Below are 22,569 nucleotides of genomic sequence, written 5' to 3'. Positions count from 1 at the left end.
TACGACCCTATTTAAGATTGTGCTAATGAAGATTGTGTGGATAACCAATTTGACCTGATCAACATTTCTAGTTCGTCTACAACATCTTTAATATTTTCTTGTGATTTAACAAGTGACTCTCTGCTTGCCAAACTATCAGATGTTTTTTGATCAAAAATAGTGTTGAACGATGATGAACTGGCTGTGATTGCAGAGCTATGATTTATTGGGTAACTCATAACTTGTCGTCCAAAAGCACTTCTTACATCTTTCACTATGTCTCTTTGAGAATGGTTACCTTTAACATAGTTTGTCACTAAAAATTGCATGAAATCCCAACCATCATGGCCAAGTGCGGCGACTGTATGATAAATCTCACCAAGTCTTTTTAGATATTTGTTATTAGCGTCAAAATCAACAGCCTCAGGATGGACTGGTATGAGCATTGCTGTAGAGGCCATGAGCGCATTGTAAAACATAAAATTCAATGAGGGCGCTGTATCTATTAGAATTAGATCAAATTGTGACTCAACAGGTGCAATAACTTTTTCTAATAGTTTGTGATAATGTCGGGTCTGTTCATATCCTGAGCTTTCTTTAAGTTCAGTGGCTGTTTCATGTTCGAAATAAAAATCGTCCATCCCTGATGGTAAAACGCGTATATTTGGGATATGCGTTTCTTGAAATGCATTTGATACAACCTGAGCCCATGTTTCGTTTTCATCTAACTCGATACAGTCTCTCATTAGATCTCCCACTGTTATCGGCTCAGGATCGTTAGCCGGAAAAAAGCTAGATGATGATCCCTGTGGGTCTAGATCAATAATACCAATTCTGTATCGCTTAATATTTGTGGTGGCTAAAGCAGCTGCAATATTCACCAAAGACGTGGTTTTGCCACAGCCGCCTTTTAGTGAATTGATAACGATCACTTGGAGTTTATCGCCTGTTTTTCTTTGATCAGCCTCTACACCTAAGATTTCGGCCATTGCGAAGATATTTGACAATGTGTATGCGTAATGCCCGTTTGCACCTTTTTGGATACTAAGGTGATCAAAATCACCTTGGTCATGACGTCGTTTTAATGTTCTATTATTACATCCAAGCAAATCAGCTGCGGCTTTTTGTGTATAGGTTCTTAGCTCTTTCTCATCTGTCTTTAAATGGGCCCTATAATGCTGTATACGACCTTCTAGTGATTGTTCAGCAACTTCTGCTGTTGCTTTTAATAAACGATATGTTGAAAGTGCTTTGTTATTAATTGACATACGCGATATCCTTGACTTGATACCTATCATTATAATGTCCATTACTTTAGTAGTAAACACAAAAAATATAAGACATCATATAAAATTACTTAACTAAGTATAAATAAGAAGATTAAATATGGTTAAGTATATAGGTATTAAAGGATAGGGTTTGCTAAAAAGAACATAACCATATGATATATATGAATAATGTTAAAAATAGCAGATCTAATTTGTACGAAGTAAAGATCTGATCTTTATGTACTCATGGATCCTCTTTTTACTAACTCCTATATTTAAAGTAAAGGAGTGAACAGGTTACCCACACACTTATACACATTTCCGACCCGTTAGATCACATTTTTACTAAGTAAATTCAAATGGTTATAAACATTTCGATTTTGATTCTTATGATCAAGTAAATAAAGATCGGATCTATCCTAAGTACAGATCTGATCTATACCAACATTGTGTGCAGTTATCCACAATCGATACAATAACACCGTATTTCAACCAGAATTAAACAGTGTTTTGTGCACAAAAAGCTTAATAACCAACCTTAGTTAGTAAAAAGATGATCTTTATTTTTGTCTAGTTAGTAAAAAAGCGATCTCAAAAAAAAAACTTGGATAGATCAGTTTTATACTAACTTAAATCATTAACTTTTGTTCATGAATATGTTGTTATTAGCTGTCATAAATTTTGGAAGTAAAATAATGAGCCGAAAGGTGAACATCTCTGTTGATAATCTGCCCGATTCACTAAGGGGTCAGATACATGGTGTGGAAAGCGCTATTGATAACGAAAGTTTGGCGCTGTTTACGGATAATAAAGATGTTCGTATATCATTAGAAAATGCTGCGTATGGGTTGCGAGCTTATTCTAATACATTCAATCACTATGATCTTTGGGGTCGATTTGTCCGTTCGGGTCATAAAAAACTTCCTTTAGAAGAAGCGCCTAAAAAAACGATCATCACACGGCGAATCTCAGAAAAAGTTGACGGTATTTTGTATGAAGGTGAGATAAAAATAACCCCGGCTGTTGTAAGTAGTAAGAAAGATGGAGAAGACCTAGAGTATCTGGTTTGGCCATCTGATAGAGAAGAAAAAGTAGAACGTGCGCTTATTCGTCTCGCGTCAAAAGGAAAAATTGTAAAAATAAATTTTAAGTCCGGTATTCAATATGCTGTAATATTTTCAATGAACGAATTAGCTCAAGAACTCAAAGCCGTGGGTCAGTCAATGCCTTACCCACAAATTAAAGAGTCTTTAGAAGCGTTACAAGGTTCTAAACTTTCGTTCAAATACTCAGCAACGGATACAAAAAATACCGATATTGATGACTCATTCTATGAATCAAATATGAACTTTTTATCTTCACTGCACTTTAGCGGTAAAAAGGGGCAAGGTGGCAACATTAAATGTGTCGCGTGTTTGAATGCGTTTGTTCATAATATGATCGATAATTTAGAGTATAAAGGATATTATTTTAATAGTGCACAAGAATTAAAGCGCGGTTTGTCACGTTGGATGATGTTACGTTTATATCATTTATGGCGCTATGCAGCACCAGGAAAAACGTATCATTTTCGTCTTTTGTCAATCATGGAAAAGTATGGGTCAATTTATTCCACCGATGAAATTGTTGAGAATAAATTGAAGGCTTTACGTCGCGATATGACAACAACAATGAAAGATTTGATTGAAAAAGGCGCGATTTCTGATTACAGCATAAGCAATGTAAAGGATGACAATACAGGCAAGATCATCGATTACGTTTATGAAATGCATCCATCATCACAGTTTTGCGATGAAATACTGACTTTAAATAAACATAATAAGCGTATTGAAATCCAAGGTGGAAAGCGTATTGTTGAAGATGTTGAAGTGATTGATGAAGAAATCTTAGAACAAATAGTGAAAAAGTAAGCTATTCGCTTACTTTTTCTAGATATATCCTGTCTACGAGAAAGTTATATTCTTTCTTTCTTGGATGATTTTCAACTTTTTCATAGTGTTTTAGGCTACCGATTTTTGTATCTTTACTCGGATTAAAAAGAATAAATGGTAACGCTGCGCTAACATGATATCTATTTTCTGCAGTAAATCGAACATTTATTTCAGGCGATACTCGTGTTGGCCTTCTAATTCTTAATTTACTTTTTTCAGCTAAATTGGCTACACGCGCTTTTTCTTTTTGTACGAGAGATAACCAAGATTCTTGATCAATCATTCGTGGGTTATTGTAATTTGAAGATTTATTGAGCATTTCTAATGCGGCATCTTTAGTTAAAGTACGGGTAGCGTGTTTTGTCATCCATGTAAACCTTACAGAATATGGTTCTGCTAACTCGCTGTGTATTTTTCTATAAGCAGCTAAAGTCATTAAGTTAGGGATTGCACTATGTACTGCTTCAAAACGAGCGTCGTTATTTTCGATTTGTAAAATTGCATTTTTAAAATCTTCTTTTGCTTTATTTACTTCTTTCAGCCTTGCTTGAAGAGTATGGGTTTCGTCGTTAATACGTATAATACCTGGGTGGCGTTGCAGCACTTTTCCACTGACTTTTTCATCTAAAAATAAATCTTTATAAGCAAAAACAATCTTATCAATAGCTTTATTGCCTGTTATTTTTTGAACTTGTATTTGTTCAGGTGCTTTTTCTTCTGATTCTTTTGTGACGTTCGGGAGTTGATAATAATCAGCAGAGATAATATCCGATTTTTCTAATTCGACACAAAATAATGAAGTAAGCTCCATTAAATGGTCAAAATGTGCTCTAAGCTTAAACTGATTGGTGCTTGATGACATATTAAATTATAAATAGTTGTAATGTTCATAGGTGTATTATAACATTTAAAGTATGATGTGTTCTACATTTGTGAGCATTAAACGTATCGAGATGTTTCTTTATCTACGAGCTTACTTATGATGTGTTCTCTTCCTTATTATATCAAGTTTGTTACTCTTGAGTCTAAATTTTGTTTCTGACAACTGGCTGAGGTTTACATCGATATATAAAAACTAATTAACGTTTAGTATGATGTGTTCTTATTCTGTATTTTATCATTTATTGTTATCTTAGGTCGAATTTATTCTACTAAGACAGCATTGATTTTTATTGAAAGCTTATTTTTAAATATGTACCTTGGTCAATGAACCGATAGCTACATGTTAGAAGTACAAGGAAATAGCAGAGAGTAATTAAACATATTGATGAATGTTCTTTTAGCTCAGGTAGGTATTGAGATAAGTTATCTCTTTTACTATTATAGTTCTTGAGTGTTAACGAGCGATATGAAAAAAGGCACTACCTAAATTTGACTAGGTTGTAGCGACACCAGGACATAAACCACTTTACAATTAGCAGTGTGGAATATCACCTTTGTTGATTGACGCTTTTTGGGTTATAAAAACTTATTTTAAGTTACAAACCTCAGCTTTCTCACCTTTTCGTGTTAAATATAGAATGAGCTAAGTTTTTACTATGAAAGCGGATTACTTCCTTCACTTGTGTTTAAAAGATACGGTCTTTCATAATTGAAAGGTTAACTTAATGATAGTATTTTCTGCTTTGTATCACGGTTACTACTTCCTCAGTTTTGGATTGTCGTTGGTAAATGGCCTCAATGACAAACTTTAAGAAAAATACTTATCTATATTTTTATTCAGTCATTAACTGAAAATAGGAATATAAAATACCTTATCTCTTGTGACGACACTGATACGTTTTTAACGTTTGCTGAAGGGGTAGCTAGTTAGCGGAGCATTGAGTAGTTATTCGTAATTTTTCATATCATGAAAATTATGCGAATGCAGGTTCGTTAGCAATTTTTAATAAATAGCTCGTCAGTTTTAATAATTACTCTCTTTGAATGTTGATATGGTTTATTTTTAAGCTGTTAATCTGAAATTGTATAGTAATTTTACAAAAGCGACTATCACAATAAGGTAAGATTGGTGGCCTTTATTGGAGTTAAGTTTTTCCAGGGTGGCTGGATAATACTGTCACTATATTGTAATTGAACTCTTTGAAGTACTCGCTTCATGACTATGGTGCTTTCGATAATTTTCTTTTTTTGAAATGCATTTTTATACGAAAATTCATCAAATTTTTGAAAAGCTTTAATAAACTTAACAAAGTGAGTTATGAAAAGAACCAAAAATTTCAAAGATATTAATCTTGGTAGGACAGTTGAATTTTGTGTAAGTTGTATAATTTAACATAATTGAAAATAAGTAACGAAATAGTATGATGTGTTCTTTCACTGATGATACCAGAACAATCTCTTTTTTGCTATTGTGATAATAGTCATCAATGGAGAGTGAACTTAACTCTATTTATACTTATAGCCGGGAGAGGGCGGTAAAGTATAACTTTACCGAAAACAACATCGATAATTGTATTGATATAAACTCACTTATTAGAAAGTAAAAGTTTGATCTATTACATTGTATTAAATCTAACAGTCGAGATAGTATTGCTGTGTAATTTAGACAAGCCGATCGCTAACAAAATGAAAATTAATTGCTCCATACTCATATCCTTTTTATGACAATTTAAGTCCATTATTATGAGACCAATAATCACATAGACTAGGTATATTTTCCGCAACCAACTTCTTAGACTAACAACTTCAAATTCTAACCTAACTTAGGCACTGCTGATCAGATAGGTAACTTTCAATCAATATTTCAGTGTTAACTATGTTGCTGGTATTTTGTCATACCTAGCCCATTCATTATATTTACTGCTTTTGTATTCACAATAATAACCGGTTGATTGCAATATGATATTCACCATAGTGGGTAAAGAATTCCAAAACCCTTCCAAGAGTGTTTGTGGAAAATGGAATACAGTCTTAAGGTTAAACAGGTTTCAATTGCTAAATTAGAATAGTGACTTGAACGGACCATGGCCACCATGCTTTCGGTTTTTTGCCATTTTGAGATGGCATTGAGATTAGCCGAATATTGATGATTCTGCGTTGAGCTACAGGATGGTTGTACTATGACCAACTCCAAATTTTTTACATTTAAAGGCATAGTTTGAGGTATTTAATCGTTTGAACACACCAAATAAAAGTAGTTAATCATTTAGTAAGCAACACCATACGATACTTGAGTTTCGTAAAGGCTTATTACTGGTTATTGATGTTTTTTAAATAGCGGTGCTGAGAGTGTATATTTATTCGAATAAAGTATGATGTGTTCCTTGTGTTAAAAAACATATTCAAAATAATCGTTTTGACATTAATCAATGGCAAAACCAATAATATTGTAACGGTTCATAACTTATTGATAAAAAGACTGCATAATAACTGGCATGCCAATCAAGGCTCCAATGAACTTACACCAGATGAAGTTTACTTCGGTAAACAAGAGACAGTTTTATGATTGGAGCCACAATATAAAAAGAGAGTCTATGTTTCGAACTAAAGCGGTCCAGTTCTAGGGTCGTTCATTTATAAACATTTAGCATACATTTGGATTATTTTTCCTCAATGGTTACACGTCCAAAATTATTAGCAGTTTTAAAAACAACCATTAAGCAGCCAAACCTTCAATTCAAGTTACTGCTAATCATCTATTTCGCAAATGAGTGTACTTAACTCTCATCATATCAATAGCTAAATATGTTTTGGTCTGATTAAAAGGATTAGATTAAATAAATTAAGATGTTCAGATGATACATTAATGCGCTAAATTTAGTATGATGTGTTCTTAACTGAAATAAATACTAAATTTACCTTGAAGCCGGTACGTCTATACGATACTTTCGTGGTGAGGTAACACTACATTGGAATGAGGAAAATTAATGAAACCTTGGAACCCAGATAGTTGGAGAGAACATCCAATTGTCCAACAACCAGAATACCCTGATAAAGCAGCATTAGTAGACATCGAAGCGCAACTAAACAAAGCGCCTCCTTTAGTTTTTGCTGAGGAAACACGTAGCCTTTATAAAAATCTAGCGGATGTCTGTGAAGGTAAAGCGTTCTTGTTACAAGGCGGAGATTGCGCAGAGTCATTCTCTGATTTTAATGCTGCAAATATTCGCGATACATTCAAAACACTTCTACAAATGGCTGTCGTTTTAACATATGGTGGAAAATGTCCCGTTGTAAAAATTGGCAGAATGGCAGGGCAATACGCTAAACCCCGTTCTTCGAATTTTGAAACAATCGATGGCGTTTCTTTACCGTCTTACCGTGGCGACATCATTAATAACTTTGAGTTTACTGAAGAATCGCGAGTGCCAGACCCTAACCGGTTAATGACAGCTTACCATCACAGTGCAGCCACCTTAAACTTGTTAAGAGCATTTGCACAAGGTGGCCTGGCGGATCTGCACCAAGTAAACCGTTGGAATATGAGCTTTGTTGCTGCGAATCCTCTCAAAGAAAAGTATCAGCAAATGGCTGATAAGATTCAAGACGCACTCGAGTTTATGGAAGTGTGTGGAATTGACTCAAGCGTAGCTCCAAGTCTAAAAGAAACGTCGCTCTATACATCTCATGAAGCACTTTTACTAGGCTATGAGCAAGCACTTACTCGCAGGGATCATCTTACTGGTGACTGGTATGATTGCTCAGCCCACTTTGTTTGGATTGGAGAACGCACAAGACAACTTGACCATGCCCACATAGAGTTTTTCCGCGGCATTAAAAACCCAATAGGTGTAAAAGTCGGACCGGGTATGACACCTGACGAGTTAATCGCGTTAATTGATGCACTTAACCCAGACAATATCCCTGGACGATTAACACTGATCACCAGAATGGGAGCAGACGTACTACCAGAAAAATTACCAGCCCTTGTTCGCAGAGTACAAGACGAAGGGCGCAAGGTTGTTTGGACCTCAGATCCAATGCATGGTAATACTGAAAAAGCGAGTACAGGCTATAAAACACGCAGCTTTAATAATATACTACGTGAAATAAGTCAATTCTTCGCTGTTCATAAAGCGGAAGGGTCTTACCCGGGTGGTGTACACTTGGAGATGACAGGTCAGCATGTAACCGAATGTGTTGGTGGTGCTTATGGCTTATCTGATGAAGACCTAGCACAACGTTATCGTACGCAATGTGATCCACGTCTTAATGCTGACCAAGTATTAGAGCTCGGATTTTTAGTAGCTGATTTGCTTAAAGACGCACGTAGCAAAGTTTAAAAAGTTCAATTATAAGGGCTGCATTTGCAGCCTTTTATTAATACTTCCTTCTTGTTAGCCCTGTTTCAGAAATAATTTTAGCTGATATCTCTTCAACGGAATGACTAGTAGAATTTAGATATGGCGTTCGATGCTTTTTAAACAGCATCTCGACTTCTCTGACTTCTATTCGGCACTGACGAATAGACGCATATTTTGAGTTAGCCATTCTACCTTCACGGATCGCTGATAATCGTTCTGGGTTAATTGTTAAACCAAACAGTTTATTCTTATGTGCTAGCAAGCATTTGGGGAAGTTACCTTTTTCCAAATCATCTTCTGTGATCGGATAATTAGCGGCTTTGATACCATACTGTAATGCGAGATATAAACTCGTTGGAGTTTTGCCTGAGCGACTCACACCAACTAAAATGATATCAGCTTGTTCATAATCTTTTATATTTGCCCCATCATCATTGGCCAACGCGTAATTCACAGCATCAATTCTAAAATCATAACTTGCTTCATGAATTGAATGAGTGCGATGCACTTTTGGAACGGGTTCAACATTTAATTCTTTTTTAACGACCTTACTAGCCAATGCTAAAAAGTCATAACATACACCTTGAGATGAAAGAATTATGTCAGATAGTTCGGGATTCACAAATGTAAAAAACACCAGTGGCCGTTCACCGGTATTCTTTGCATTTAAGTCAATCAGTTCTTTGATTTCTTCAGCTTTTCTCACCGTTTCAACAAAAGGGATTGTTTGATGATTAAATTCCACTGGAAACATAGAGAGTGTCGCATGCCCAAACACCTCTGATGTTATCGCTGTTCCGTCTGATATATAAAATGCTGTTCTCATTTTAACCTTGTTCTTACAAATTAGCTGAATTTTGGCTTCCGCGGTTTACGTAAGCGTACTTGCCAGTGTAGAATGCCCTTGACCTGTACTAAAGGTCAAACAATCTCTCACATTAAATACAATTTGTTTTGGAGACAGTTCCGTGCAAGACTACGTTCTCTGGTATCAAGAGTTAGGTATGCAAGATGTACCTCGAGTTGGTGGTAAAAACGCTTCACTTGGGGAAATGATATCGAACCTTTCTAACGCTGGTGTACAAGTACCTGGTGGATTCGCTACAACCGCCGATGCTTTTAATGAGTTTTTAGAGCAATCTGGACTCAACGAAAAAATCCACACTATTTTAGACACTCTAGACGTCGATGACGTTAACACACTAGCCAAGGTTGGCGCAGAAATACGACAATGGATAATCGATACTCCATTCCAACCAGAACTAAATAAAGCAATTCACGACGCTTATAATACCCTTCACGGTGATAAAAATTCTGATGTTTCTTTCGCGGTGCGCTCTTCAGCAACAGCAGAAGATATGCCAGACGCATCATTTGCCGGTCAGCAAGAAACATTTCTTAACGTACGTGGCATTGACGCCGTAATGGTCGCAATTAAACACGTATTTGCTTCACTATTTAACGACCGTGCAATCTCTTATCGTGTTCACCAAGGTTATGACCATCGTGGTGTAGCGTTATCAGCGGGTATCCAACGTATGGTTCGCTCAGACAAAGCATCATCCGGTGTTATGTTTAGTATCGATACTGAATCCGGCTTTGAAGACGTCGTTTTTATTACGTCTAGTTATGGACTAGGGGAAATGGTTGTTCAAGGCGCTGTTAACCCAGATGAATTTTATGTTCATAAGCCAACGCTTGCTAAAGGCCTGCCTTCTGTTGTTAGACGCAACATCGGTTCTAAAGCAATTCAAATGGTTTATTCATCTGATGAATCACATGGCAAGCAAGTTGAAATTATAGACATTGCTGCTGAACAGTCAGCAAAATTCTCTATAACAGATGACGAAGTCCAAGAACTTGCTAAGCAAGCTGTTATCATTGAAAAGCACTATGGACGTCCAATGGACATCGAGTGGGCAAAAGATGGTAACGACGGCAAACTATATATCGTCCAAGCACGTCCGGAAACCGTTCGTTCGAACGAAGATTCAAACGTAATGGAACGATTTCAGCTTAAATCACAATCCACAGTGATTGCGGAAGGTCGGGCAATAGGTCATAAAATTGGTAAAGGCGTCGTTCGCGTACTTAATTCTATTGATGAAATGGATAAAGTCCAAGTTGGTGATGTACTTGTTACGGACATGACAGACCCAGATTGGGAACCAATCATGAAGCGTGCAGCTGCCATCGTCACAAATCGTGGTGGGCGTACTTGTCATGCGGCGATCATCGCGCGTGAACTGGGTATTCCTGCCGTCGTTGGCTGTGGTAATGCAACTGATTTAATTAAAAATAATCAGGAAGTTACGGTTTCTTGTGCGGAAGGTGATACTGGCTTTATTTACGAAGGTCAGCTTGATTTTGACATTATTTCATCTCGCGTAGACACAATGCCAGACTTACCGATGAAAATAATGATGAATGTGGGCAACCCAGACCGTGCATTCGATTTTGCTAAACTACCTCATGCGGGAATTGGCCTAGCACGTGTTGAATTCATTATTAATAGAATGATTGGTGTTCACCCTAAAGCCCTCATTAATTTTGATGATCAACCCGCAGAACTTCAAGCTGAAATTAAAGAAATCATTGCAGGCTATGAATCGCCAGTAGAGTTCTATATATCTAAGCTTGTTGAAGGTATTTCAACGTTAGGCTGTGCATTTGCACCAGAGCGCGTTATTGTTCGTATGTCTGATTTTAAATCAAACGAATATGCAAACTTAGTGGGTGGGCAACAGTACGAACCAGAAGAAGAAAACCCTATGATTGGTTTTCGAGGTGCAGCGCGTTATATCTCTGAAGATTTCAGAGAGTGTTTTGCATTAGAGTGTGAAGCTATCAAACGTGTTCGTAACTCCATGGGCTTAACTAATGTCGAAGTCATGATCCCATTTGTTAGGACATTAGAAGAAGCAGCTCGCGTTATTGAATTACTTGAAGAGCATGGCCTAAAACGTGGTGAAAATGGTCTAAAAGTAATTATGATGTGCGAACTCCCTTCAAATGCACTTTTAGCTGAAGAGTTTTTAGAATATTTTGACGGATTCTCTATCGGTTCAAATGACTTAACTCAGCTAACACTTGGCTTAGATAGGGACTCGGGATTAATAGCACACTTATTTGATGAACGTAATCCAGCAATTAAAAAATTGCTATCTATGGCAATTCAAACAGCTAAAGCAAAAGGCAAATACGTAGGTATTTGTGGTCAAGGTCCTTCGGATCATGAAGATTTTGCAGCATGGTTAGTAGAGCAGGGTATTGACTCTGTTTCACTTAACCCTGATACCGTATTAGAAACATGGTTATACTTGGCTGACAAGCTAAAAAACTAGTCTCTATAGCGATTAAAAAAGCCGGCTTATACGCCGGCTTTTTTACTTTATGCCATCGAGTTTATGACACGCTTTAGTAAATATCGTTTGTAACTTTTTTAAGTATTTTCTTGCAGTTGGATAATATATTGAGAAACAGACGAGTGCCGCCATCGCAAATATTATTGAAGGTCCGGGCACCACAAAAAATATCACCGCAAGTAATACAAACAAAACACCTAACCCAAGTATCATTACTTTCTTCATGCTTTATCTATCCATCAAAATGACTATGATTAAAGTATACAAATTAAAGTATGTTTAAGTTTGCATAATATGTAACAAAGATTAAAATTCTCAACTTTTTGTCTATCACTCCGTGGTACAATTAGATCAAAGCAATAAATTATTACCGTCATGATTGCCAATATAAATCAACAAGATTCAGCAAGTGCCTTATTAAATGATTACCTTAACCTTATAAAAAATAACGGTTTTTTAGGTGAAACTGACAGCAGCTATGCAACAAGGCTCGTCACGGCTACTGATAACAGTATCTATCAGAATATCCCTCAAGCTGTTATATATCCAAAAAACAACAAAGATATTCAAACAGCATTACATTGTGCGCAACAAGATCCATTTCTATCATTAACATTTGGGCCACGGGGCGGTGGTACAGGTACTAATGGTCAATCACTCACGCCAGGTATTGTGATAGATTTATCGCGTCACATGCGAGAAATCATAGAAATAAATGTTGAAGAAAAGTGGGTAAAAGTACAAGCGGGTGTAATAAAAGATCAATTAAATGATTACCTTAAGCCGTATGGTTTTTTCTTCGCCCCAGATCTTTCAACAAGCAACCGCGCTACAGTGGGGGGAATGATCAACACGGATGCATCTGGACAAGGTTCACTCGTGTACGGAAAGACTAGTGATCATGTTTTAGGTTTAAAAACTTTTTTGGTCGACGGCACCGAACTCAACACGCGACGAATATCAACTGAAAAAGCACACGTCATTGCAAGCCAAGAAGGCAGGGCGTCACAAATCTATCAACAAGTCATTGATAGCTGTCATTCAAATAGGTCATTAATCTTAGAAAAATTCCCTAGGCTAAACCGATTTCTCACAGGGTATGACCTAGAAAACGTATTTGATAATACGCTAGAAAATTTCGATTTATCTAGGATCATTACTGGGTCTGAAGGGTCGTTAGGTGTTGTTACTGAAGCAAAGTTAAATATTACACCTATCGCACCATTTAAAACTTTGATTAATATTAAATATGACAGCTTCGATTCAGCGCTTCGAAACTCACCTTTTCTTGTTTCAGCAAAGGCAACATCAGTAGAAACTGTAGACAGTAAAGTATTAAACTTGGCAAGAGAAGATATTATTTGGCATTCAGTATCGGACTTAATAACCAATATTCCAGGCATTGAGATGCAAGGACTCAATATGGTTGAGTTTAATGGTGAAACAGAAAATGAAATGGATGACAAAATTTCATCACTGTGTAAGAAATTAGATGACTTGATAACAAATAAGCAAGCAGGGGTGATCGGTTATCAACTTATAAACGATAAAGCCGATATATTAAAAATATATGCAATGCGTAAAAAAGCAGTTGGACTTTTGGGTAACACAAAAGGAAAACAAAAACCGCTCGCATTTGCTGAAGACACCGCCGTACCACCTGAAAACTTAGCAGATTTCATTGTTGAGTTTAGAGCTTTGCTCGACTCGCACGATTTAAACTACGGAATGTTTGGCCATGTTGATGCTGGTGTTTTACATGTTCGCCCAGCATTAGATATGAGTGATCCACTACAAGAAAAATTATTGCGAAAAATTTCGGATCAAGTAGTGGCTTTAACAGCTAAATATAGAGGGTTAATGTGGGGCGAACATGGAAAAGGTTACCGCAGCGAATATGGTCCCGATTTTTTTGGTGAGACACTGTTTACTGAATTACGAAAAATAAAATCAGTATTTGATAAAAACAACAGATTAAACCCAGGAAAAATTTGTACCCCACTAGAAAGTACAGATGAGTTAGTAAGTGTTGACTCTCAAAAGAGAGCTTGGTTCGATAAGACAATTGACATCGAAGTTCGTGACAGTTTTGAAAATGCCATGAACTGTAACGGTAACGGACTTTGTTTTAACTACGATGAATCTTCGCCAATGTGCCCGTCTTATAAAGTGACGAAAGATCGCCGCCACTCTCCAAAAGGCCGAGCAAGTTTAATTCGTGAGTGGCTAAGACTACAAGAAAAAGCAGACGTAAATATTCTTGATGTTGAAAAGCAATTGATCAATAAAGAGAATGACATTACATGGTGGGAAAGGTTTTTAAATACTCGAGCAAAAAATAAAGGAGAGTATGACTTTTCACATGAAGTTAAAGAGTCAATGGATGAATGTTTAGCGTGTAAAGCATGTACTACCGCTTGCCCAATAAAAGTAGACGTGCCTACATTTCGTTCACGCTTTTTAAATCTTTATCATAGTAGATACAATAGACCTCTTAAAGATTACTTAGTTGGAAGTATTGAACTGACTGCACCATATCTATCTAAATGTGCCGCATTCATTAATCCAGTCGTAAACACTAAACCAATAGCCTTTCTAATTAAAAAGATATTTGGTTATGTCGATACACCAACATTGAGCATACCCTCAGTTAATAACAGAGTTCACCATAAATATTTATTTGACGGTGACGAATTATCTTCGTTAACTGAGACTGAAAGAAAGAACTGTGTTTTCATTGTTCAAGACCCTTTTACAACTTTTTATGAAGCAGAGTTAGTTTCTTCATGTATAGATCTTGTTGTCGCTCTTGGCAAAACACCAATTTTATTACCATTCAAACCAAATGGTAAAGCACAACACGTAAAAGGTTTTTTAAAAGAGTTCAAGACAGCTGCAAAAAATGCCAGTCAGTTTTTAAACTCACTTTCTCAATATGATATTCCAATGATTGGACTCGATGCATCGCTCGTTATGGTCTACAAAGATGAATATAAAACAATATTGGGCGAGCAATGTGGTGACTTTAAAGTCAGTTTAGCGCATGAATGGTTTTCACAACAAGATTGGCAGGGGATTTCTGTATCTGAAGAAAAATCAGCCTCGAAATTCACATTACTTTCTCATTGTACAGAAACAACGGCAATGCCAAATGCCAGTAAGGTTTGGAAAGACATTTTTTCAAAGCTAGGGTTATCTTTGTCAACACCGAGTACTGGATGTTGCGGTATGGCTGGTACTTATGGCCATGAAATTCAAAACCAAGAAAACTCAAGAGCGTTATATGATATGTCTTGGAAAATTGAGATAGATAAATCAAGAGATTCAATTTTACTGTCTACTGGATTTTCATGTCGTAGCCAGGTAAAACGCTATGAAGGCCAAAAGCCTAAACACCCAATTGAGTACATTGCACAAAATATAACGCATTGATAACTTGGTCGTATACGTTTCCAAACGTATACGACCTTAACCTACTTAGTGTATTATTCTTAATTTAAGCTAATCAGGAAATGGTAAAAAAGAAGGGTATCACTTTATTAGAACTTGAAAAGTCACAATTTAACATAACAAAAAAGTATAAATAACATGCAAATTTAGCCGATTAATCCTTCAATTTCCAAATTCACCTTAAAAAACACAGGGTTTAACGTAAGCCGATTGGAATTGGTTACTTTTAACTCAGCACTAGGCCAATATCGGCCTTAAAGTTCAAAGTTCAAAGTTCAATGTTCAATGTTCAATGTTCAATGTTCAATGTTCAATGTTCAATGTTCAATGTTCAATGTTCAATGTTCAATGTTCAATGTTCAATGTTCAATGTTCAATGTTCAATGTTCAATGTTCAATGTTCAATGAGCTAATCAATCTTAAAAATCATTTAAATTTATTGCCAAATTCCACCACTAAAAACAATACTAAAAATAGCACTAAAATAAAGAAAAACAATTTATAGTAAATTTTATAAATAAACTTAACGTATAAAATCAACCTTTAAACAACCAAAAAAAATCCTACTATTTAAATTTATATAATATAAAATACATTATATGAATAAAAAGTCACTCAAGTTTTTATTTATAACTTTCTTTTTGAACCAGATTTCGCACGTTCTTTAATATTAGTTTGAATATAAATTTGGTCTGTCGTTGCAATTTTAGCATGCCCTAGATCTTCAGATAAATGCTTTAACGGTCGATGTTGTGCGTCATGGGTCGCTCCTGTATGTCTGAGCCAGTGTGCCGTTGCAGCTTTTAATTGCTCTGACTCATCAGAAAAACCGTCGACTGCTAAAGAGTCAACAGCTAAATCGAAGCTTTGCTGAACAATACGTCTGATCTGACGAACATTCATACCCCCTTGACCACGTAATTTGTGAATTATAGGGTAGGGCTCATCAACACGTGGCAATGCGGGTAGGGCGCGATATTGCCGATAACGCCGTAAATATAAAATGAAATCTTCACTCAGTGTGACATCTCGTAATTTATTCCCTTTTCCCATGATCCTTAAATACCAAAAGCCATCTGGATCTTGCCAAAAGTGCGACATAACCGGCGACCATTGTGGTCGTTCCGATAACTCTGATATACGTAAATACAGTCCTTTTAAACACGCTAAAGTAAATAGATTACGCTCCAAACTTGGATCTTGTTCACATTTATCTCGTGTAACACCAAACACATATTCCCACTGTAAATTACTTAATGTATCTGGCAATTTAATTTGAGATTGTACGATTAAATAAGGGCTATTTTTTTTAACCACAGGTATAAAGTTAGTAAATGTTTTTTCTTCAAGAATAGCGAATTTATAAAATACATTTAGAGCTGTAAACATAGCTGAAAAAGTTTGCTGACTGACACCATTTTCTTTATGTGCAAATGGGCGCCACAGCTTATTGACCATACGTAAACCTTCATGATCTTTAAAACGCCATTGGACGGAGTCAGAGACCCATCGATTGTCAGGTTCTACGACAAACTCTACATATGCTTCGATGTCTTCTCGCTTGAGTTCAAATACTGATAGTGCGCGCCATTCCCAAGCCCATAAATAAAACCGCTCTAGTTCATTTCTAAAACGATTAAACGTCGCCTCTGATTTTCTCCCATACACATATAAAAACTGATACAAAAACTCGATATCATCCCGTGCATTAGTTACTGAACGTACAGTATGAGATAAAAATGATTCAAGCTCAGGGTATTCGTTGGTCAAAGTGCCATCTTCAATGTGGGCAATTTGGTAACGAAGTTGCTTAAGTGTATCAACTAAGGGGGAAAGCATATATTTATGTCCGATACTGTCTAGTATTGGACATTATATATAAGCCACAGCTAAATAGACAGCGCGTAACAATATAAAATCACCTCCTATAATTTACGTTATGTTAAATGAATTAAATTACAACGTATTGATTGTAAGGGTCGCTCATTTCTAAATTTAATGATGAAGTGATATTTTAGATTTGACTGCTCTGAAGCCCCTATTAACTAAGGACTTCACTTAGCCTAACTCTAAAATAACCATAAATCAAATTACGTTTATTTTTAGACAAAACCCACTCATTTTGACTCATTCTACGATCATTCCTGCTCATTATACGTTTAGAATTAGATCACAATCGTTCACTTTAAAACGGGTTTAAATCGTGTTTAAAGTGTAAGGGTTACACGTTAATAAAGCCAACAATGCAACAGAAGCGTTCGATAACGAAGGTGCGTATTGGGATGCAAATGTGCCTGAGGCCGCAGCATTAGAGCTTGATGGCTTTTTGGCAAAACTACGGGGCTCCGTCGGTGCGTTCTTGCTGCATGATGCACTGTTTGAGCAAGCCAACTTAGACACCGTTGCTTATGTGTCGGGCTCAAATCAAGATGGTAATACACTGGCGATGGCTAACCTGCCCTCAGGCCAAGTTTATACCCGTGCAGGTTCTAACATTCAGGTTGGTTCGGGTGGCTGTGTGAGCTAAAATTACTCACAGATAATCTGGTGCCAAACCGTACCGGTGCGACGATGGTGCACTTTGAGCCCCCGCTACGCCGAATTCCGGCCCCTAACACCACTGTTAATTATTCAAAACCCGTTGGTGTATTTCGGCTTGCTAATAACAAGCAAGGTGTGTGGCAAACATTGTTGGCACCTGGGGTTCTATTACAAAACTTAAAATCAATCGCATAAAACTCTATTAAACCAGCCCCTTCTGGGGCTAACTTATTAGATGTAAATCATACGTTTGACGGCAGCAATTGTGGCTTATCGACTTTAATGGCCCATAAAATCAGTTCGTTCGTCTTTGCACTCATATGACCCCATCTCAAACTCCCGACAAATCCAAGGACGATTATCGTAGATTGTACACATAAACGTCTCTCTATCGAGCGCAGAGCACCAACCATCAGCCAAGCGTTTCATCGTTTCTCCGCCCCACTTGTCTACACTTAAATGCTGGGCTGGTACACCAGTATCGGTGATCACCATCACTTCTAAACGACAACAACATGCTTTACAAGTTGCACACGTGACTTCTGGTTCCGAGATATTTTTAATTGATATAGACATGGTTATCTGAATAGGCTTAGAAGTGGGTATTGTACGTTAGTTTAAGTGCTAAATACATTTAACACAGGCTTAATTATTGTACTTTGTGCAAATATATCTTAAAGCTTTGACCTAAGAGTCAACCAAAAGTAAGCTTAAGAATAACACCGTTATAACGCGAGCCTTCTTGCTCTATTATCGACCTACTCTTTGTACCATAGGGTGGTCGTCATTTAGCTGTAGTAAATCCCATAAATTACCATATAAATCTTCAAATACAGCAACAGTGCCATACTCCTGCACAGCAGGTGCTCGGATAAACTTAATACCTATAGACACCATTCGGTTATAGTCTCGCCAAAAGTCGTCCGTATTTAAGAATAAAAACACCCTGCCACCAGCTTGATCGCCAACAAAGCTTTTTTGCCTTGGTTTTGATGCTTTAGCCAATAACAGCGCTGTTCCGGTTGAATTTGGTGGGGCAACCACCACCCAGCGTTTATCTTGCTCTGCTTGATAACTATCTTCGACAAGATCAAACTTTAACTTGTTTACATAAAAATCGATTGCTTCATCGTAGTCATCGACCACGAGTGCAACATGCATAATATTTTGTTTCACAACACACCTTATTTATCTCATTTAATTAATTGCCAGCGTAAACCCATCATTAGCAAAGCCCACAAATAATTAATGTGTTTCAACAAGTTAATGTATTTCAACATGAACAACACCTATCTAAGTATAGGTAGGTCCTTTATTAAATACTCGATTAAACTTAACATTAAACACATTAGAATGAGCGGTTTATAAGCATGCAAATTCGCACTCTAGCGTTAAAACATATGCTGTTTGGTCACGCTAAATGTTTTCTCTAAACTGCTTACTTATCTGCCAAGTACTCTTTTTGAGTAACAAACCAATCAAGCCAAATACCCATTTTTACACTAAACAGTGGACTTTGTCGCTCGTTATGAGCCTGTCTCATTATGTAACTTGCCCACCCCAACTCACCTGGTTAGCGGCTGTTAATAATTTACCCGTTGTGTAACGTGAGCATGGCAGCTTATTTGTCATCCGAGTTATTCTCTATGGTCAGAGATAGCAGCTAAAGTGCATATTGTTTTGTTTAGCTGGTTAAACCTATACCGTTGGAACAGCGATACACCAAGTCTGGCTGCCGCAACATAGTTATTTTTACCACCCTCAAGTAGATTGCGTTACAGCAAAAAAATAGGGAGCCTAGCGCTGTATGTTAAATTTAATTGTTGATAAAATTTATATATTTATCACGAGCAGCAATGTAATAGCTTGTTAATACGCAATACTTTACTAGAGTTTATATGTTTCAGTTAAGTGTTGGTACTGTATGCGCACAAGTGTTCCTTTTAACAAGTATTTCTACTATATCGCCTTTGCTTGCTTTACATTTTACGCTGTTTTTCACTCGTTTAGAGGGAATAACTTTATTGCCTCAATATCAATAGTAAACATCGTTATGATTAGTTGTATTCTTATACAGCATACTAGAGATATGTTAAGGCCGGCACACAATAATATAATGATCTTGCTACTTTCTCTTACGGTCGTCATCGCATGCTATGAATTAGGGACTCGGGGAATCATTTATATTTTTCCACTTGTAGCCGGTTACATTTACTATTACAAAGCAAAAACAGCGATAGTATCGAGTACCTTGCTGTGTGTCATTGCGCTAATTTGCTCATTGAAACACTTAGATTATGAAACCATGATCAGAACAATTGTGCCGATTGTAATAACGGTCGTTATCAGCTTTTTGTACGCCAAAAAAGTTGAGTTTCATCAAACCCAACTACGTCACATTGCTAAAAGCGATTATCTAACTGGCCTTTTCAATCGAAGGAAGCTAATTTCTTGGCTTGAAGACAGACAAAATCAGGTTGACAAGGGCAATCACTTACTTGTGTTATGCTTGGGCGTAGATAATTTTAAGTACATTAATGATCACTACGGGCACTCTTTTGGCGACGTATTATTACAAAAAATTGCCGATAGCCTCACCCAGCAGCTTAACAATATCCAACATACTTACCCTGATAGTGTTTTATCACGTGTCGCAGGTGACGAATTTATTATCTGCGTTTATGGTCATTTTCCTTTTTCATTCGTTAAGACAATCGGTGCGAGGCTTTTAGAAGGAGTAAATGGTATAAACAAAATTAATAACGTTTCTATAAGCGTAGATGCGTGTATTGGTGTCACCTCACGTTCTATGACTTTTGAGTATGAACACGTCATAAAAGAAGCACATATCGCAATGTACGAAGCTAAAAAAATATCTAAAAATAAAACCTACTTTTATTCATCAGCACTCGCACACAAAGTTAAAGAAAAGCTTAAGCTTGTCGAATTGTTACAAAAAACACTATTAAACGACGATTTCTATTTGGTGTTTATGCCAGTCTATGGGCCATCAGGTAGAAAAATAACCGGTGCTGAAGCCTTGATCCGAACCCACAACGATGTACTTTCGCATTATACACCTGACGTATACATTCCTGTCGCAGAAGAGTATGGATTAATACAGCAAATAGATGAATTGGTGATTAAAAAGGCCTTTAGCACACTCAAGCAAAGTTCCTTAAATCAAAATAGCGGCTTTGTACTCGCGATTAATATTTCATCGCAACAGTTACAAAATAAGCAATTTGCAAACATGGTATACAATATGGCCTTGGAGGAAGGCGTACAACCGAATCAAATAGAATTCGAATTAACTGAAACGGCACTTGTAGATTTTGATCAAACTTCCATAGATATTATCAAACAAACTAAGGAGTATGGATTCAGTGTCGCACTTGATGATTTTGGTACTGGTTATACCGCATTTAGTCAGTTACGTAACTTTCCGGTCGATACATTAAAAATTGATCGCTCATTTACATCCAACATTGATGACTCAGGAGTTGACCAAGGAAAAATGGTTGATGTCATTTTAACGCTAGCGCACTTATACAATTTGAATGTTGTTGCTGAAGGCGTAGAAAATCATGAGCAACTTGACTATTTAAAACACCGTCATTGCGATTCATATCAAGGCTATTATTTGTCAAAACCTGTACAATGGGACGAAATGCTGGCGCTCATTCACAATGAAACGACGTAAATACACGTTATTTGAGTAAATAATGAATATTAAGTTTTTATCGGATCTATCCGTGTGTTGTAAAAAGCAGCCTATTTTAATTAATCGATACCCCAAGTATGCAGCATTCGTATTTTTCACAACCGCACTACTGATCAGTTACTTCCCATTTAAATATGCCTTTGCATCACAATGGGGGTTATCTATCTCAGTGTTACTGATAATCGTCGTTTTAGTGCTAAATGCGTTAAAGCTCATGACTTCGCCGTTAACAATACTCAATGGGATTCTTATTGCGGTGATCATTGGCGGTATGTTAACTTTTCTTTCTTTTAGTGCGCCTTTAGCCGCTGGGATCTGGACACCTGCATTTCTTGTCTCACTCTATTTACTATTTCCATTTAAGGTCGCCTGGTTAGTCGCCCTGTTTTTTTGGTTAATACTCTCCTACTCAACGGTTGCACAGCTTACATTTGACATTGCCCTTCGCCTATCGCTGTCATCATGTATTGTACTTATGCTGACTACCATCATTGTTAAAATCTATAATGATGCGATCAGTACAGCTGAAGGCCTCGCAACCACCGACGTATTAACCGGAGCATTAAATAGGCGAACTATGCTCGAAGTACTCCATAAAGAGCATGAACGTGTAACCCGCTATAAACAACAATGCTGTCTTGTCATGATTGACCTTGATAACTTTAAAACACTGAACGATACTTACGGGCATGCTTCAGGTGATGAATTACTGATCCAATTTGTTAAGCTAGTTCATGAGTCTATTCGGCAAAACGACACGCTTTTTCGACTCGGTGGGGACGAATTCATGCTGGTACTACCCTGTTTAAATATTGCAGACGCTTATGCCTTTGTCGCACGACTACAAAAACTGGTGCCTCAAGTGATCAATTATAAATCTGTCGAACTTGGTATGAGTTTTGGTGTGTGTGAAATGCAAGAAGGGGAAACACTCAATGAACTCATTCACAATGCTGATACCGCACTTTATCAAAACAAACTCGCCCGTAAAGCAAACACTCTACTATAATATTTTATGCATGAATTATTTGGTCTATGACCGTCAAGTTTAGTCAATAGGAATAC

15 protein-coding genes are annotated in these 22,569 nt (G+C 36.9%); 8 read left to right on the top strand and 7 right to left on the bottom strand.

Annotated features, from left to right (window positions below; genetic code table 11):
* Positions 1 to 11 precede the first annotated feature (11 nt).
* Positions 12 to 1,247, bottom strand: a complete 1,236-nt coding sequence (locus BGP78_RS19940) for an AAA family ATPase (RefSeq protein WP_119863035.1) — start codon at positions 1,245 to 1,247, stop codon at positions 12 to 14.
* A 695-nt stretch (positions 1,248 to 1,942) separates the two neighbouring features.
* On the opposite strand from BGP78_RS19940, the gene BGP78_RS19935 reads away from it, so the two are divergent.
* Positions 1,943 to 3,157, top strand: coding sequence for a replication protein A (locus BGP78_RS19935; protein WP_119863034.1), 1,215 nt, complete (start codon positions 1,943 to 1,945; stop codon positions 3,155 to 3,157).
* A 1-nt stretch (position 3,158) separates the two neighbouring features.
* On the opposite strand, the gene BGP78_RS19930 is transcribed toward BGP78_RS19935, so the two are convergent.
* A complete protein-coding gene (locus BGP78_RS19930; RefSeq protein WP_119863033.1) occupies positions 3,159 to 4,040 on the bottom strand; it encodes a DNA replication terminus site-binding protein in 882 nt (293 codons plus the stop codon).
* Between the two features lie 3,007 nt (positions 4,041 to 7,047).
* On the opposite strand from BGP78_RS19930, the gene BGP78_RS19915 reads away from it, so the two are divergent.
* Positions 7,048 to 8,403 (top strand): class II 3-deoxy-7-phosphoheptulonate synthase, encoded by a 1,356-nt coding sequence (locus BGP78_RS19915; protein WP_119863030.1) that lies wholly within the window; start codon positions 7,048 to 7,050, stop codon positions 8,401 to 8,403.
* Positions 8,404 to 8,440: 37 nt separating this feature from the next.
* Here the strand turns inward: BGP78_RS19915 and BGP78_RS19910 are convergent, their stop codons facing one another.
* Entirely contained in the window at positions 8,441 to 9,250 is an 810-nt protein-coding gene (locus BGP78_RS19910) for a pyruvate, water dikinase regulatory protein (protein WP_119863029.1), read from the bottom strand.
* Positions 9,251 to 9,392: 142 nt separating this feature from the next.
* Between BGP78_RS19910 and ppsA the strand changes: the two genes are divergently transcribed.
* On the top strand, positions 9,393 to 11,768 hold the full coding sequence (ppsA, locus tag BGP78_RS19905) for a phosphoenolpyruvate synthase (protein WP_119863028.1): 2,376 nt from the start codon (positions 9,393 to 9,395) through the stop codon (positions 11,766 to 11,768).
* 42 nt (positions 11,769 to 11,810) lie between these two features.
* On the opposite strand, the gene BGP78_RS19900 is transcribed toward ppsA, so the two are convergent.
* A complete protein-coding gene (locus BGP78_RS19900) occupies positions 11,811 to 12,014 on the bottom strand; it encodes a PGPGW domain-containing protein (RefSeq protein WP_119863027.1) in 204 nt (67 codons plus the stop codon).
* A 150-nt stretch (positions 12,015 to 12,164) separates the two neighbouring features.
* Here BGP78_RS19900 and BGP78_RS19895 point away from each other — a divergent pair, with 150 nt between their 5' ends.
* On the top strand, positions 12,165 to 15,221 hold the full coding sequence (locus BGP78_RS19895) for an FAD-binding and (Fe-S)-binding domain-containing protein (RefSeq protein ID WP_119863026.1): 3,057 nt from the start codon (positions 12,165 to 12,167) through the stop codon (positions 15,219 to 15,221).
* A 645-nt stretch (positions 15,222 to 15,866) separates the two neighbouring features.
* On the opposite strand, the gene BGP78_RS19890 is transcribed toward BGP78_RS19895, so the two are convergent.
* The gene (locus BGP78_RS19890; RefSeq protein ID WP_119863025.1) at positions 15,867 to 17,078 is read right to left on the bottom strand and encodes a tyrosine-type recombinase/integrase; all 1,212 of its coding nucleotides are present in this window, start codon (positions 17,076 to 17,078) and stop codon (positions 15,867 to 15,869) included.
* Between the two features lie 451 nt (positions 17,079 to 17,529).
* Between BGP78_RS19890 and BGP78_RS19885 the strand changes: the two genes are divergently transcribed.
* Positions 17,530 to 17,766 (top strand): hypothetical protein, encoded by a 237-nt coding sequence (locus BGP78_RS19885; RefSeq protein ID WP_119863024.1) that lies wholly within the window; start codon positions 17,530 to 17,532, stop codon positions 17,764 to 17,766.
* Positions 17,767 to 17,786: 20 nt separating this feature from the next.
* The gene (locus BGP78_RS19880; RefSeq protein WP_119863023.1) at positions 17,787 to 17,975 is read left to right on the top strand and encodes a hypothetical protein; all 189 of its coding nucleotides are present in this window, start codon (positions 17,787 to 17,789) and stop codon (positions 17,973 to 17,975) included.
* An 84-nt stretch (positions 17,976 to 18,059) separates the two neighbouring features.
* Here the strand turns inward: BGP78_RS19880 and BGP78_RS19875 are convergent, their stop codons facing one another.
* Both BGP78_RS19875 and BGP78_RS19870 read right to left on the bottom strand, forming a co-directional pair.
* Entirely contained in the window at positions 18,060 to 18,356 is a 297-nt protein-coding gene (locus BGP78_RS19875; RefSeq protein ID WP_119863022.1) for a YkgJ family cysteine cluster protein, read from the bottom strand.
* A gap of 174 nt (positions 18,357 to 18,530) precedes the next feature.
* On the bottom strand, positions 18,531 to 18,956 hold the full coding sequence (locus BGP78_RS19870; RefSeq protein WP_119863021.1) for a VOC family protein: 426 nt from the start codon (positions 18,954 to 18,956) through the stop codon (positions 18,531 to 18,533).
* A gap of 1,129 nt (positions 18,957 to 20,085) precedes the next feature.
* Here BGP78_RS19870 and BGP78_RS19865 point away from each other — a divergent pair.
* Both BGP78_RS19865 and BGP78_RS19860 read left to right on the top strand, forming a co-directional pair.
* The gene (locus BGP78_RS19865; protein ID WP_182912340.1) at positions 20,086 to 21,483 is read left to right on the top strand and encodes a bifunctional diguanylate cyclase/phosphodiesterase; all 1,398 of its coding nucleotides are present in this window, start codon (positions 20,086 to 20,088) and stop codon (positions 21,481 to 21,483) included.
* Positions 21,484 to 21,505: 22 nt separating this feature from the next.
* On the top strand, positions 21,506 to 22,513 hold the full coding sequence (locus BGP78_RS19860) for a GGDEF domain-containing protein (RefSeq protein WP_119863019.1): 1,008 nt from the start codon (positions 21,506 to 21,508) through the stop codon (positions 22,511 to 22,513).
* Positions 22,514 to 22,569: the final 56 nt, after the last annotated feature.

The sequence above is a fragment of the Pseudoalteromonas sp. MSK9-3 genome (assembly GCF_003590335.1).
GTDB lineage: Bacteria > Pseudomonadota > Gammaproteobacteria > Enterobacterales > Alteromonadaceae > Pseudoalteromonas.
Note: the sequence above shows the minus strand (reverse complement) of the source record. Positions and strands in the feature narration are given on the sequence as shown.

What these genes read in the sequence shown, in the direction of transcription:
- BGP78_RS19935 (WP_119863034.1), top strand. Translation starts at nt 1,943, where the DNA reads ATGAGCCGAAAGGTGAACATCTCTGTTGATAATCTGCCCGATTCACTA.
- BGP78_RS19875 (WP_119863022.1), bottom strand. Translation starts at nt 18,356, where the DNA reads ATGTCTATATCAATTAAAAATATCTCGGAACCAGAAGTCACGTGTGCA.
- BGP78_RS19915 (WP_119863030.1), top strand. Translation starts at nt 7,048, where the DNA reads ATGAAACCTTGGAACCCAGATAGTTGGAGAGAACATCCAATTGTCCAA.
- BGP78_RS19895 (WP_119863026.1), top strand. Translation starts at nt 12,165, where the DNA reads ATGATTGCCAATATAAATCAACAAGATTCAGCAAGTGCCTTATTAAAT.
- BGP78_RS19930 (WP_119863033.1), bottom strand. Translation starts at nt 4,040, where the DNA reads ATGTCATCAAGCACCAATCAGTTTAAGCTTAGAGCACATTTTGACCAT.
- BGP78_RS19860 (WP_119863019.1), top strand. Translation starts at nt 21,506, where the DNA reads ATGAATATTAAGTTTTTATCGGATCTATCCGTGTGTTGTAAAAAGCAG.
- BGP78_RS19910 (WP_119863029.1), bottom strand. Translation starts at nt 9,250, where the DNA reads ATGAGAACAGCATTTTATATATCAGACGGAACAGCGATAACATCAGAG.
- BGP78_RS19900 (WP_119863027.1), bottom strand. Translation starts at nt 12,014, where the DNA reads ATGAAGAAAGTAATGATACTTGGGTTAGGTGTTTTGTTTGTATTACTT.
- BGP78_RS19890 (WP_119863025.1), bottom strand. Translation starts at nt 17,078, where the DNA reads ATGCTTTCCCCCTTAGTTGATACACTTAAGCAACTTCGTTACCAAATT.
- BGP78_RS19865 (WP_182912340.1), top strand. Translation starts at nt 20,086, where the DNA reads ATGATCAGAACAATTGTGCCGATTGTAATAACGGTCGTTATCAGCTTT.
- BGP78_RS19940 (WP_119863035.1), bottom strand. Translation starts at nt 1,247, where the DNA reads ATGTCAATTAATAACAAAGCACTTTCAACATATCGTTTATTAAAAGCA.